The organism is Paramesorhizobium salinisoli (genome assembly GCF_003335045.1).
Classification (GTDB): Bacteria; Pseudomonadota; Alphaproteobacteria; order Rhizobiales; family Rhizobiaceae; genus Paramesorhizobium; species Paramesorhizobium salinisoli.
Genome location: NZ_QOZG01000025.1, coordinates 1 through 11,911 on the forward strand (window position 1 = coordinate 1; position 11,911 = coordinate 11,911).

General features: G+C 50.4%; 15 protein-coding genes and 1 pseudogene. 13 read left to right on the forward strand and 3 right to left on the reverse strand.

Translation table 11 applies throughout. The features are described 5' to 3' along the window. From DUT91_RS27570 to DUT91_RS23220, 3 genes and pseudogenes are all read right to left on the reverse strand, one after another. A partial coding sequence (locus DUT91_RS27570; RefSeq protein WP_147272252.1) for a transposase family protein occupies window positions 1-359 on the reverse strand: 359 nt, incomplete at its 3' end. A gap of 88 nt (window positions 360-447) precedes the next feature. Then, window positions 448-698 (reverse strand): annotated as a pseudogene (locus DUT91_RS23210) (transposase); the annotation flags it as partial. 253 nt (window positions 699-951) lie between these two features. Continuing rightward, the gene (locus DUT91_RS23220; RefSeq protein WP_114442807.1) at window positions 952-1,719 is read right to left on the reverse strand and encodes a tetratricopeptide repeat protein; all 768 of its coding nucleotides are present in this window, start codon (window positions 1,717-1,719) and stop codon (window positions 952-954) included. Window positions 1,720-2,176: 457 nt separating this feature from the next. Between DUT91_RS23220 and DUT91_RS23230 the strand changes: the two genes are divergently transcribed. The 13 genes from DUT91_RS23230 to DUT91_RS23285 are packed head-to-tail and all read left to right on the forward strand — an operon-like array spanning window position 2,177 to window position 11,667. Next, a complete protein-coding gene (locus DUT91_RS23230) occupies window positions 2,177-3,250 on the forward strand; it encodes a hypothetical protein (RefSeq protein ID WP_114442809.1) in 1,074 nt (357 codons plus the stop codon). Continuing rightward, complete coding sequence (locus DUT91_RS23235) at window positions 3,247-3,723, forward strand: hypothetical protein (protein ID WP_114442810.1); 477 nt, start codon at window positions 3,247-3,249, stop codon at window positions 3,721-3,723. Before DUT91_RS23230 ends, DUT91_RS23235 begins: the two co-directional genes overlap by 4 nt. Then, window positions 3,692-4,090, forward strand: a complete 399-nt coding sequence (locus tag DUT91_RS23240) for a hypothetical protein (RefSeq protein WP_114442811.1) — start codon at window positions 3,692-3,694, stop codon at window positions 4,088-4,090. Before DUT91_RS23235 ends, DUT91_RS23240 begins: the two co-directional genes overlap by 32 nt. Before the next feature lie 3 nt (window positions 4,091-4,093). After that, window positions 4,094-4,876: a type III secretion system inner membrane ring lipoprotein SctJ gene (gene sctJ, locus DUT91_RS23245; protein ID WP_114442812.1), complete on the forward strand. Its 783-nt coding sequence runs from the start codon at window positions 4,094-4,096 to the stop codon at window positions 4,874-4,876. After that, the gene (locus DUT91_RS25635; protein WP_147272253.1) at window positions 4,857-5,480 is read left to right on the forward strand and encodes a hypothetical protein; all 624 of its coding nucleotides are present in this window, start codon (window positions 4,857-4,859) and stop codon (window positions 5,478-5,480) included. The genes sctJ and DUT91_RS25635 overlap by 20 nt, the downstream gene beginning before the upstream one ends. After that, on the forward strand, window positions 5,468-6,076 hold the full coding sequence (locus DUT91_RS23250) for a FliH/SctL family protein (protein WP_160113696.1): 609 nt from the start codon (window positions 5,468-5,470) through the stop codon (window positions 6,074-6,076). The genes DUT91_RS25635 and DUT91_RS23250 overlap by 13 nt, the downstream gene beginning before the upstream one ends. Beyond that, a complete protein-coding gene (locus DUT91_RS23255; protein ID WP_281032640.1) occupies window positions 6,057-7,394 on the forward strand; it encodes a FliI/YscN family ATPase in 1,338 nt (445 codons plus the stop codon). Before DUT91_RS23250 ends, DUT91_RS23255 begins: the two co-directional genes overlap by 20 nt. Further along, on the forward strand, window positions 7,387-7,866 hold the full coding sequence (locus DUT91_RS23260; RefSeq protein WP_160113697.1) for a YscO family type III secretion system apparatus protein: 480 nt from the start codon (window positions 7,387-7,389) through the stop codon (window positions 7,864-7,866). The genes DUT91_RS23255 and DUT91_RS23260 overlap by 8 nt, the downstream gene beginning before the upstream one ends. Before the next feature lie 43 nt (window positions 7,867-7,909). Further along, entirely contained in the window at window positions 7,910-8,926 is a 1,017-nt protein-coding gene (locus DUT91_RS23265; protein WP_160113698.1) for a FliM/FliN family flagellar motor switch protein, read from the forward strand. Next, entirely contained in the window at window positions 8,919-9,572 is a 654-nt protein-coding gene (gene sctR / locus DUT91_RS23270; RefSeq protein ID WP_114442817.1) for a type III secretion system export apparatus subunit SctR, read from the forward strand. Before DUT91_RS23265 ends, sctR begins: the two co-directional genes overlap by 8 nt. Before the next feature lie 10 nt (window positions 9,573-9,582). After that, window positions 9,583-9,846, forward strand: a complete 264-nt coding sequence (gene sctS / locus DUT91_RS23275) for a type III secretion system export apparatus subunit SctS (protein WP_114442818.1) — start codon at window positions 9,583-9,585, stop codon at window positions 9,844-9,846. A 7-nt stretch (window positions 9,847-9,853) separates the two neighbouring features. Continuing rightward, window positions 9,854-10,648, forward strand: a complete 795-nt coding sequence (locus tag DUT91_RS23280) for an EscT/YscT/HrcT family type III secretion system export apparatus protein (protein WP_114442819.1) — start codon at window positions 9,854-9,856, stop codon at window positions 10,646-10,648. Continuing rightward, window positions 10,645-11,667 carry an EscU/YscU/HrcU family type III secretion system export apparatus switch protein gene (locus DUT91_RS23285; RefSeq protein ID WP_114442820.1) on the forward strand — a complete coding sequence of 341 codons (1,023 nt, stop codon included), beginning with the start codon at window positions 10,645-10,647 and terminating at the stop codon, window positions 11,665-11,667. The genes DUT91_RS23280 and DUT91_RS23285 overlap by 4 nt, the downstream gene beginning before the upstream one ends. The last annotated feature ends 244 nt before the right edge of the window (window positions 11,668-11,911 follow it).

Here is an 11,911-nt window from a genome sequence, read left to right on the forward strand (position 1 = left end):
CCCAACGCAAGAGCGAGATACCGGACCAGGCAGTCCAGACGGGCTGTCCGGCGAGCCATGGGGCGGACCACGCCATCACCGAAGCGCTCGGCGAAAATCTTTCGGCGGCAATGGGCGGCACTACAGACGAAGCGTCGGACAGTCAGGTGCAATTCGATCCTTCGACCCGCACACGGCAGATCGGCAATCGTCCGAGCATAGCGACTATGAACACGACGGGAGGCGGTTCCGCAGTGGGGGCATTTGCAATCTTGTGACCGACCGTAAGCGGCGACGCTGATCACGTCAGCGCAATGATGCACTGCTTCAACGCTTAACTCGGCAGGGATCAGATCGGAAAGCCGAAATTTGGCTCGCATGGCGCTGATTCTCCATTGGAAACCAGGCCAATGGAGTCCAGAACATCAGCGAGATTGAGTCAGACCCAAGATTGGACGCCGAAACACAATCGGGGATATCGGCGCCATGCGGGCGAAGATCTCATTCAGACGATACAGTGGCAGATGGTCGTCGAACTTGGAGACCAGGATGTAGGCAAGAAGACCCGGCCCCGCCATGCAGCCCGGTATCGGACGGCTGGGAGCCGGCAACTGCACCATCTTCTCGCAGCAGCGGCACGATTTCTTCAATCGAGCGACCTCGATGACCTTCATCTGCGCAGCGATCATGTCGAGGATTTCACTCGCGTCCTCGCCGAGGGCATCAGGCATGCATACCGTGGTCTGCTCGTACGAGGCATTACGCCCCTGTGGATCAATATAATCATACGCGGATCTGAAACATAAAATAGGACCCTTTCTCTTGACCCGAACGATGCCGATCACGCGCTTTATGCGGCTGATTATATAAGCCGCAACCGGGCTGATTTGACCTCGGCAATTCTAAAGCATGGGTGTGATAAGAATTGAGGTCAAATCGCGATTTAGAAATTTATGTGGTTGGAATTAATGCTTATTTTCGTACTTTTTGCCGCTGGAAGATGCTGCTCAGTACCTCAAAATTCCGTTTTGCTTCGTTGGACGACAAATCCAGAGTCGCAAGGGTATTGGCATCCCTGATTTTTCCATTGAGATGCTGAATGAGCGCGAGATTCTGGCGTATCGTTTTATTGGAAGTATTGGAGCGATAAGTCTCCGTCATGCGCGATGCGGCATAATAAGCTTGCCCGTCCAAGGCGAGTGAGAGAGCCAGATTATTGGCTGCATTTTTGTAGAGTGGATTCACGACCTGGGCTTTTTCATACATGGCGCGGGCGCGGTCATGCTGACCAGCGAGATCAAGGGCAACGCCAAGCCCATTGAGCGCTTCAAGATTATTCGGATCTTCGCGCAATATCTGGTCGTAAAGTATCTGCGCATTGATTGCGTTGTTGCGGACTAATTCAACTTTTGCCTGTCCAAGCTTGGCGGAAATCCCCGGAGTTAGTTGATTAGCCTTTCGGAAAAATATTTCCGCTTTTTCATAGTCTCCCAACCGATAATAGGCATTACCGAGACCTAAAGCGACCTCTATTGATGCCGGATAGCGTGCCGCGATTTGCTCGAGAAGCGCGCAGGCTTTGTCATAGCTGCCCGCTCGAAAATATTGATTGCTGAGTTCGAACTGTGGTGACAGATCGAGCGATTCAACCTGGGGTTTTGTAGCGCATGACGCCACGAAAAACTCAAGCAAAACGCTCAAGATCATGCAGGAGAAAGGGGGGGAACCGAAGGATTTCATACCTTGTCCGTCAAACTGACAAGAAGACCTAAGACAGATCCTGATTATTGCATATTCGAAAAAACTTATATCAGGAGAACTGTTCCCTGACCGGCCAATAAGGAAAATGGAATTTCCTATTTGAGTTCAGGAGTTCTAACTGAGAGAGAAAGGAGTCAACTATGCCCTACTTGGAACTCACGCGATCCTCATTTGCACAAAGCGGAAAAAGTTTCGAGGAGATACTTTTTCAAAGCGCTTGTGGTGGTCCAGCAGCGGTTCGGTGCTATTTGCAAACACGACGTTCCATCTTCCTGCGTGACGCCGCCTTAAGATCACTGCGCGATGACAACGCGGCATTCAGATTGCAGGTCCTAGCGGCGCTGGACCGGGCAATCGAACTCTTACCGCAGATCCAGGACAAGCCGGCTGCCCTTATGCAAGTCAGAAATCCGGGCGGGAAGCAATGTGAGCTGTTATGATGATCGTCGCCAAAGCCAAAAGTCCAACATCAGCAGATCGATATTTCCCGCTGGAACCGGGTGTTTATTCGCTGGGCTCAAATCTGAAGTGTGATCTTGTGCTATTGGAAAAATCGGTTCTAGCGCGGCATATTTTTTTCCATGTGGGTAACAAAACCGTAGATGTAGAAATTGCTGAACAGGCCGGAGGCGTCATCTCGCGGCTTTTCCTGAAACGGATGCTCCAGATGGCATCAGGTGAAAGAGCGCCTATGTTTCTGGGGGATAGGCTTCAGATTGGTGACGTCATCATCGAATTGGAAGGCATCCATTGGGAAAGGCCGAATGGCGAATCAATTCATAAAGCGGGCCTGGTGAAGCGACGGTTGTCCTTCAGCCTCCTTTCATGCGGCGTTTTGTTTACCGGAATTTTGTTTCCTCTAAGTGCATCAGCTCCATCTTATAGGTTTCAGCCTTTACCGCCCGAACATCCCGCCGGGCAACTAAAATCAAAACCGGATGCGCCACGCTCCATCGATGAAAATCTCAAATCACTTGGTATTGTGCCCGCAAAGGTGGAGCCGGCAGCGGCCAATCGGTGGGAGGCAGTGTTTCGGGTTGCGAATGCATCGCAGAAGAATGAATTGGAAAAGAAAATTGCAGCGATCGATCCTTCGCTTGGCGCCAAGGTTTTTGCGGACGATGAACTAAGTGGTGCAGCCAAACTGGTATTATCGAATCTGCCGGGACAAGCCAAGATCATTGCGGTTGCGAGTGGTATCCTCACTTTGAAACTCCTGCACAACGATGAGCAGCTCGAGGAAACGTTGGCGCGCCAGCTCAAGGAGGATATTCCGGGCGTTGTAGATGTTCGGTTCAGCCGCGAGGCTAATGCGGACATTGAGATCAGTCGCACAAACATTGTCGCTGTGTGGCAGGGAGACGCACCCTATGTGAAGCTGACCGACAACAGGATCATCCGTCCAGGCGACAGGTTGACGCCTCATGGCGATAAACTAGTAGGCATAACGGCGGACAGCCTTCGAATTGAAAGCGGCGGGGGCAAAATCAGGGAGGTGCGTTTAAAATGATTGAGCACCCCACTGATTTTGGGCCAGATGATATATTCATCATGGGTAATATAGCTGCTCTGGCCGTGCAAAAGGGTCATGGCGAACAGGCGCTTCCAATATTGAAACTGGTGCAGGAAGCGCGTCCTGAAAATGGGGGCGCCTTTACACTGGAAGCCATGCATCTTGCCTCCATAGGCGCATGCGCGCGCGCTATCGTGTTGCTTGAAGGTATAGCGATTGAGCAAATGAAGATCAATCGCGACGAGACGATCGCCTTCCATCTTATCCTGTTGCAACAGGATAAGCAGCATAAGCGCGCCGCGCAATTAGGGCATGCCTATCTTGAATGCGGCCTGATCGAGTCGCCAGAGGCACGCGAGGCTATTCGTCTGGTTGTTGCCGAATGTGAAGCCGGAGCGGTTGCCGCCAGCAAAAAACATCCAGTCATAGGAAGAAAGTATGCTCAGCATCTCTGTGATATCTCCCATTGAACCGTCGCCTGCACCGCGGGTTGATAGCCTGCAAAACCTAGGCACCAATTTGGTCGGAAAGCTTAGACAAAGCGAACAGGCAATCCAAAAGGATATAAATGGGGCGCTCGACTCCTCCAACCCGCTAATGAAAATGCCGTCCCATATACGGGAACTGTTTCAAAGATTGGAGGCGCAGGCGCTCCCCCCAGAACAAAAAGCCATGTATGCAGCATTCAAGAAGAACATAATTGAAATGGTTCAGCAGAAAAAGCAGTTCATAGAACAAGGCGTGTCCAGAAATTTGGATAAAGTACAACTCGAATTGTCCATGAAGGCTATTAATAAAATTCTTTCGTCAATTCAGCAGATATTGTCATCACAGTAAAAAATGAACTCCAGAAATTTTAATATAATAAATTTGTTATTAGCACTATGCATTTCCGCTCTCATTCTCTCAGGTTGTAAAATGGAGATGAATTCAGGGTTGGAAGAAAAGGAAGCAAATGAAATGCTCGGCCAGTTATTGTTGCATGACATAAATGCATCCAAGCAGGTCAACAAGGACAAGACAATCAGCTTGTGGATTGAAAAAGATCAATTTGCTCAGGCTGAGTATCTTATGAGAAATCTAGGATTGCCGCGGCGACCGCGCATGACCATGGAGCAGATTTTCAAATCCGATGGATTGATTCCAAGCCCGGTCGAGGAGTGGGCGAAGCTGAACTATGCCAAGACGGAGGGGCTGTCGCGCATGATCGCTTCGATCCCTGGGGTGGTTTCCGCGGAAATTGATCTGGCCAACCCGCAAAGGAAGGAATCTTTTGAGAAAGTGCTGCCGCCCAGCGCTTCGGTGATCGTCACCGTTTTCAAGGATTCAATCAATCCAGAACTCATCCCACAGATAAAGCAGCTCATCGCATTCAGCATAGAGAACATCACCTACGACCGCGTAAGTGTCGTCGTCGCGCCTGTGGAACGGCCAAAGAAGCAGCCTGCCGAAACCATGGAGGTCTGGGGTGTCAAACTTTTCAAGAACAGCTATCTCACTGCGCTTGGGATGCTGGCTGGCGTGGCCATGCTGACCGCTTTTCTGACAGCTATCACCTACTATGGGGTGATAATTATACGCCGGAGAAAGAGGAGTAAATCCAATGACAACTCCGCTAGATGACTCTCCTTGCGATCATATAGCTGTTGAACACATCGAAGCGTTGCTGGATGTGAGCGGTGCTGTATTCGAGGATCTGTTTTCCAGCCGTTTCCTGCGGCCACTGGTGGCCGAACGATTGCGCGCCGGTCTCCCGCCATTACCACAAAATCAGGCGACGGAAGTGCACGAGCTTTTCAAATTCGTGTGCATGAGTTCGAACGAAGAACGCGCTGAGCTTTCCCGATATATCTGTGTTTTGATGAATCATGAAGCCGTCAGGACGACTACAAATGGGGAATTGCTCCGTGCCCTGGCTGATCGGTGTAGTGAGGATACTATTATGTACCTCGTTTGCGGGCAGAGCTTTCCTGACTTGCGCTCCTTTGAGGTGTTATCGAGCATCACGTGCGAGAACATTGAACTTTACGCAACACAAGTGGACGCTTGGCTGCTTGGCAGCCTGCCACAGGCCTATCGGTATCGTTTGGCACTGCGTTTGCGGCCAGATGAGCAGCTTTTTTCATTGCCGCTGCCGGGTGATGAACACGATCGAGAAGCCTTTTTCGATTTAGCGACAACCGCTTGTGGTCTATGGAAACGGGGAAACCAAACATGCAATCCATAGCGCTTGCTCACGATTGTCCGTTGCCTGCGGATGGTGTCATATCGGCAGAGGCTGTAAATTCGCTTCTATCCATGGATCGCGCGGCCAAGAGGGCGCGGTGGCTACTCCATCGTCATATTGAGCGTATCCGGGAAGTCTCCAAGACTGAAAAGGCTGCTGCCCGGCAAAGAGGTTATGCCGATGGGCTTAAGATTTTCCTGTCCGCATTGGAAGGCTTACGTGAGGAATACCGGCAGCATTACGAGCAGTCGGTGGCACTCGTGCGAAAATGTTTGGAACAAATTCTTTTGCAAGTGCCTTCCGAAGCATGGCTCGATGCCACGATAACCTCGGTTCTCAAAAGTGCGCGCGACGAGCCAGAACTCTCTATCATGATACATCCGGACAACCTGCGTGCGCTCGAAAACATCATAGCCAAAAGGAAAAAGGAGTATTCTGGGCTTTCTTACCTAAAAGTGGAGGCCAACCCTACATTGGCGTCACAAGATTGCATTGTTTATGCGGGCCAGGATGTCATCGATGTAAGCGTTCCCATACTTCTCGATGAGTTGTGTCTGGCGTTGTCGAGCGGTGAGAATGATGTTTCCAGTCAATAACCACCTCATCTCTCATTTGGAAGATTGCGACATGGCGTTGCCCGAAATGGTTGCACGCTTGCGCCGCAAGGGACGCACGACCCGCTCTGTGGGACCAATCATCCGGGCAGCTGGAAGCTTTGGCGTAGGTGAGATTTGTTCTATTACCCGCATGGCGCAAGAACCTCTTCTGGCGGAGGTGATCGGGTTTGTTCACGGCGAAATGCTGCTGGCACCTTATGGAACTCCGCAGGGGATTTCATACAATTCGATAATCATGCCTTCGCAATCACGTTTTGAGGTCCCTGTCGGGGAAGAACTCCTGGGGAGAGTACTCAACGCATGGGGCGATCCGATTGACGGTGGTGGCTCTGTGGGTAGAGGTGCGCGCTATCCTGCATATGCCGATGCACCTAATCCAATGACAAGGCCGCTGATTGATACGCCATTCGTTTCGGGAATTCGAGCGATAGATGGCGTGCTTACTTGTGGGGAAGGGCAGCGCATGGGAATTTTCGCTGCGGCGGGCGGAGGAAAGTCGACGCTCATATCGATGCTCGCCAGAAATGCCAACTGCGACCGTTGCGTGATTGCGCTCATCGGTGAACGGGGCCGCGAAGTGCGGGAATTTATCGATTATCAACTCGGACCGGATGGCATGGCTCGATCCATAGTGGTCGTCGCTACATCCGACCGTCCGGTTATCGAGCAAGTCAAGGCGGCTTATTCCGCCACCGCCATCGCGGAGTTTTTCCGGGATCAGGGAGAACATGTTCTATTTATCATGGACAGCCTCACCCGTTTTGCGCGTGCTCAGCGCCAGTTGGGCCTTTCGGCGGGCGAGCCTCCCACGCGCCGTGGCTTTCCTCCCTCCGTTTTTGAACAACTCCCCGGCCTGCTTGAAAGGTCAGGACGAAGCGAACACGGGACCATAACGGCCTTTTATACCGTGCTGGTCGAGGGAGATGACATGAACGAGCCGGTTGCCGACGAAGCGCGGTCGCTTCTGGATGGGCATATTATCCTATCGCGAAAGCTTGCTGGCGCAGGGCATTATCCGGCAATAGATACCATCAGCAGTGCGAGCCGCGTAATCACCAATATCGTCACGGGGGACCATCTCCAGGCGGTACGCAAACTGCGGGCATTGCTTTCTAAATACACCGAGCTGGAACTACTGGTTCGCATAGGCGAGTATATTTCCGGCACTGATCAACTGGGAGACGAAGCGCTCGAGCGGATAGATTCAATAAATGCGTTTCTCCAACAGGAGGCGGATGCTGTCAGTTATTTTGATGAGACGATCGCCAATCTCAAGTGGGCCGTGGGTAATGACTGATACCGGTCGAATTGTTGAAATACGCAGCAGGCGTCTCGGCCGGGCGCGTCAAGAACTCGCCGAGACCAGGGCTGAGTTTACACGTGCTGGCTCTCAAGTCGTCGCAGCCCAGCAGATGATCGGCGATTTCGAACTGGCGACCCATGCGTTGGAAACCGAATTGCTCACTTCGATTCTCTACAAGCCTGCCTCGATTCAGACTTTGCTGATGATCGAGGAGAAGCTCAAAAAAACGGAGAGGCAAGCAAGAGAACTCGCACAGCGGCTTGCCGATGCAAAAGAAGCTTTGAACACGGCAGGAGAAGCTGCCGAGGCCGCTGTTGCAACCACAGCATCGTCCGAAAGGCGACTGATAAAAAGCCATCATCTGTTCGATGAAGCGCGTTTGGCGGAGCTACTAGAGGCTAACAAGCGTGACGACGCGGAATTGGATGATTTCGGGCACACAGGGCCATTTTACCATGCCGATTGATGTTTCTTGTCTTTCCAGGGTCCCAGCGAATATTGGAAGGGCCGTGAATTGGATCGTAGGGACACACTGGAACCTTGGGTTGCCGGATTCCGAAAATAATTGTTCGCGCTTCCATCTAGCTGTCGCCTTTGGTCAGCGTCCCGCTATTCCACCATCGGTGACGAAACTTAGTCTCACATGCTCCTTTGCCGATTTTGATCTGATTATAGAAACGAGGCTCATCGACATATTGGGAGAGCTTCTTTTTCCCGCGTGGTTCGGAGACGAAGGACGAACGCTGCCGGATGATTGGCGCGCTATTCTTGTTGTTGAAAAATTGGCTAGCTTATCCGGACTGGACGTAAACCTATTAACGTTAAAACCTGCCGATGCGACGAACCCATCGCCTTGCGGAGGAAGCACGCTTCTGTACGGCTTGGTTCATCTTGAGGGTGCCTCGTACCACTTCAATGTCATGGTTTGGGACATACATGGTTCTTTGCCAGGCGGGCTCCGGTCATTGCATTGCAGCGAGATGACCAATGGGTTGGATCCCGGTTTTGCTTGTTCCGTTCAATTGTCGCCGAAAAGGCTTGCCCCATCAGTTTATCGGCGGTTGCGTCCGGGCGATGTCATCCTGATTGCCCGCAAACACGGCGGTGCGATCCCGTTCTTCGCCCGCCTTCCGGGAGTCTTCACCTTGTCTGGGTCTCTTTCCATCAGGATATCAGACGGCCCGGTCAGATCAACTATTCAACGAATAAGGAAGAGTATCGCAATGATCGATGATCCGCCCGAAGCACCCCAGGAAGATTTCCAAAGCGAGGAATTCGAACAGATCCAACCTGGACTTTTACCGGTTACGCTGCAGGTTCAGCTCGGCTCCCATCGCTTGACCATTGAAGAAATTCGACAGTTGGCACCTGGATCGACGCTGGAACTCGATATAGATCTGAACGCGCCGGTTAAGATTATGGCAAATGGAATATCTGTCGGATTGGGCCACCTTATCCAGATAGGTGACCGTGTCGGCGTGCAACTCGTAGAGTGGCCTATAATGAAGGCCGGTTGGGATGCCTAACAATCTCCCTGCACTTTTGCCTTCGATATTCCTGGTAATGGCCCTCGGTCTTTTACCTTTTCTCGTAGCAATGGGAACCGCATTCACCAAAATTTCGATCGTTCTGAGCCTTTTGCGAAACGCTCTTGGTTTGCAGCAGGCGCCGTCCACTCTGGTGATCAACTCAATTGCATTGACGTTGACCATATTTATCATGGCACCTCTCGGACAATCGATAGCCCAACAGATCGCTCAGGCAGATATCACCTCATATGATTGGGACAATCTTTCAAAGATATTTCACATAGTTAACAACACTTATAAAGAATATCTAAACCGGTATGTCAGCGAAAGAGAGCTCGCTTTTTTTATGGATGCTGCCCGAAAACTATGGCCTCCTTCCCTGCAGGATCAGATCACCAGAACTAACATGCTCATTCTTTTGCCCGCGCATGTGACGTCCGAAATCACCCGCGCCTTTGAAATAGCTTTTTTATTGTTCCTGCCGTTTCTCGTCATTGACATGGTTGTGTCCAATATCCTGCTTGCGATGGGCGCCATGATGGTGTCGCCGATGATAGTATCGCTTCCGATTAAGATTTTGCTGTTTGTTGCTTCCGATGGATGGGGACGCCTCATTCATAATCTCGTGCTAAGCTACATTTAGGGAGGAGTGGATGTCGCCCGAGGAAACATTATATGCCGGCAAAAACGCAGTAGTGCTCATATTCTATCTCTCGATGCCCACGATTGCGGTAGCTGCGAGTGTCGGGCTTGTGGTCGCGCTGATCCAAACACTGATTCAGCTTCAGGAACAGACACTTGCCTTTGCTCTGAAGCTGATGGCGGTTATGGCTGTGCTCGCTTTGACAGGATCTTGGATGGCAAACCACCTCTTTGTTTTTCTCGATCAGATCTTCGCGCGCATAAACGACCTCTGAGAACGATATGCTGGACGGTACGTCGATCATTCAAGAATGGGATTCACTTTTAGGTGGGCTTATTTTGCTGATTGCGCGAAGTGCAGCCTTTTTTGCTCTTTGTCCCCTTCTGTCCCGAAACATCATTCCGCACCTGGTTAGGTTTGCGATCATAACAGTTTCAGCGCTGGTCTGCCTGCCGACTGTTTCCTTGTCCCTTGATGGGAATTTTCTGCCATCTGGCCTTTTTTACATCGGTCTGCTCTTCAAGGAACTTTGCTTGGGATATCTCCTAGGCGTACTCACTTGGCTGCCGATGCGATCATTGGAAATAGCGGGAGTCATCCTGGATACCCAGCGTGGGAATATGAATGGCCAAGAGCCGAATACCGTATTCGGCAGCCAAACAACGACAACGACCATCTTCCTCTCTCAGATATTCTCCGGCTATTTTTTTGCAGCCGGCGGTTGGCTAACCGTTACGGGACTTCTTTATGAGAGTATGGATCTATGGCCCGTCCTAACACCGATGCCACCGCTCGATGATAGGACGGTATTGATTTTTTTTAAATTCCTCGGCGCTCAATTTTCCGTCGCGCTTACATTGGTCTTGCCTATCTTAGGTATGATGTTCATCGCGGACGTCATTATAGCCTATATTGCCCGTGTAGCCCCCAGTTTGAATGCTTTGACATTTGGTATGCCGATCAAAACGGCTATCATGTTGTTCTTATTAATTTTCTATCTCGATGTGCTTTATCCTCGTATTCTATCCGCCACGGGCAATGTAGTCATATATCTGTCGAGTGCTCTGGTAAAATGAGTTCGGATAAAACAGAAAAACCTACATCGCAGAAACTCCGCCAGCAGCGGCGCGACGGGCAGATCCCTTCGCACAAAAATACCGCCGAAGCAGGAAGTATCATTTTCGCAACCGGTATATTATTCCTCATGCTGCCAGCTTTGTCGGTGACCGCACTTTCCATGGCGACCGTGGCGTGGGATTCGATTAACGGCACTTGGCTCGAAGCGCTTCGCAAGATAGTCCCAGCTATTAGTAAACTCGCACTACTTTTTCTTATGTCAGTTGCATTGATGGCAATTTTCTCGCTGTTGCTAGAATTGCTTCTGAACAAGTTCAATTTTTCTGCAAGAAAGCTTACCCCTAAGTTTGAAAAGTTCAATCCATTTAATAATGTTAAACAATTATTCTCACTGGATAGCCTGGTTAGTTTACTAATAAAAATCGTATATTTTTGTTTCTCTTTAATAAATTTGTACTTTAGCATTTATAACAATACACGAGATGTTATTAGCGCCTCGACGTGCGGGATGCGGTGTTTAGTAGGTTTATATGTGAATTTTCTCAAAATAAATATCGGGGTGTTTCTTTTACTGTGCCTATGTATTGGGGCCGCAGATTATATTATCCAGAAACGGCTGTTTTTGAGGCGAAACAAGATGACCAAGGATGAGGTCAAGCGCGAATATAAAACACACGAAGGAGATCCGCATATTAAAAGTGCGCGGAAATCCATCGCGATAACGGATGCCATGCTGCCCGGTCCGCAACAAGCTACTCATGTGATCTATGGTGAACAATGCCTGGTGGCCGTCATTTATCACGTTGGCAAAACGATGGGTCCTTTTGTCATAGGAACGGCCAAGGGGCCGAGTGTGGTCCGTATGTGTGCCCTTTATAAAGAGCTTGGCATACCTACGATTTTCCTACCGTCGGTCGCACTTGATTTTTTTAGAATGGCTGAATTAGGGAATTTTCTCCCGCCTCGCTCTGCGCATGGCATGAAAAAAATACTGCAGATGGCGCCCTCAAAAGCCTGACCTTTCTGAATTCGCTTGCCATCTGACGCAGAAAAATCCCTCCCAAATAATTTTTCCTCTAGAGCACGTCCGTTGAACGCGGAATCGCGTTAAGGATTCGGTAGTGTCCAGAATCTTTCGTGAGCGTCCGGTGAGTCGGTTTTGTTTAGGTGCGGAATTAGCGCAAGTTACGACACAGATGATTCATTTGTGACGTAACAGGGTATGAATGGCCAAGGTTGAGATCCTGACGGGTGCCGAGCGA

What these genes read in the sequence shown, in the direction of transcription:
- DUT91_RS23250 (WP_160113696.1), top strand. Translation starts at nt 5,468, where the DNA reads ATGCAATCCATAGCGCTTGCTCACGATTGTCCGTTGCCTGCGGATGGT.
- DUT91_RS23260 (WP_160113697.1), top strand. Translation starts at nt 7,387, where the DNA reads ATGACTGATACCGGTCGAATTGTTGAAATACGCAGCAGGCGTCTCGGC.
- DUT91_RS23240 (WP_114442811.1), top strand. Translation starts at nt 3,692, where the DNA reads ATGCTCAGCATCTCTGTGATATCTCCCATTGAACCGTCGCCTGCACCG.
- sctS (WP_114442818.1), top strand. Translation starts at nt 9,583, where the DNA reads ATGTCGCCCGAGGAAACATTATATGCCGGCAAAAACGCAGTAGTGCTC.
- DUT91_RS23230 (WP_114442809.1), top strand. Translation starts at nt 2,177, where the DNA reads ATGATGATCGTCGCCAAAGCCAAAAGTCCAACATCAGCAGATCGATAT.
- DUT91_RS23235 (WP_114442810.1), top strand. Translation starts at nt 3,247, where the DNA reads ATGATTGAGCACCCCACTGATTTTGGGCCAGATGATATATTCATCATG.
- sctJ (WP_114442812.1), top strand. Translation starts at nt 4,094, where the DNA reads ATGAACTCCAGAAATTTTAATATAATAAATTTGTTATTAGCACTATGC.
- DUT91_RS23255 (WP_281032640.1), top strand. Translation starts at nt 6,057, where the DNA reads ATGATGTTTCCAGTCAATAACCACCTCATCTCTCATTTGGAAGATTGC.
- sctR (WP_114442817.1), top strand. Translation starts at nt 8,919, where the DNA reads ATGCCTAACAATCTCCCTGCACTTTTGCCTTCGATATTCCTGGTAATG.
- DUT91_RS25635 (WP_147272253.1), top strand. Translation starts at nt 4,857, where the DNA reads ATGACAACTCCGCTAGATGACTCTCCTTGCGATCATATAGCTGTTGAA.
- DUT91_RS23220 (WP_114442807.1), bottom strand. Translation starts at nt 1,719, where the DNA reads ATGAAATCCTTCGGTTCCCCCCCTTTCTCCTGCATGATCTTGAGCGTT.
- DUT91_RS23280 (WP_114442819.1), top strand. Translation starts at nt 9,854, where the DNA reads ATGCTGGACGGTACGTCGATCATTCAAGAATGGGATTCACTTTTAGGT.
- DUT91_RS23285 (WP_114442820.1), top strand. Translation starts at nt 10,645, where the DNA reads ATGAGTTCGGATAAAACAGAAAAACCTACATCGCAGAAACTCCGCCAG.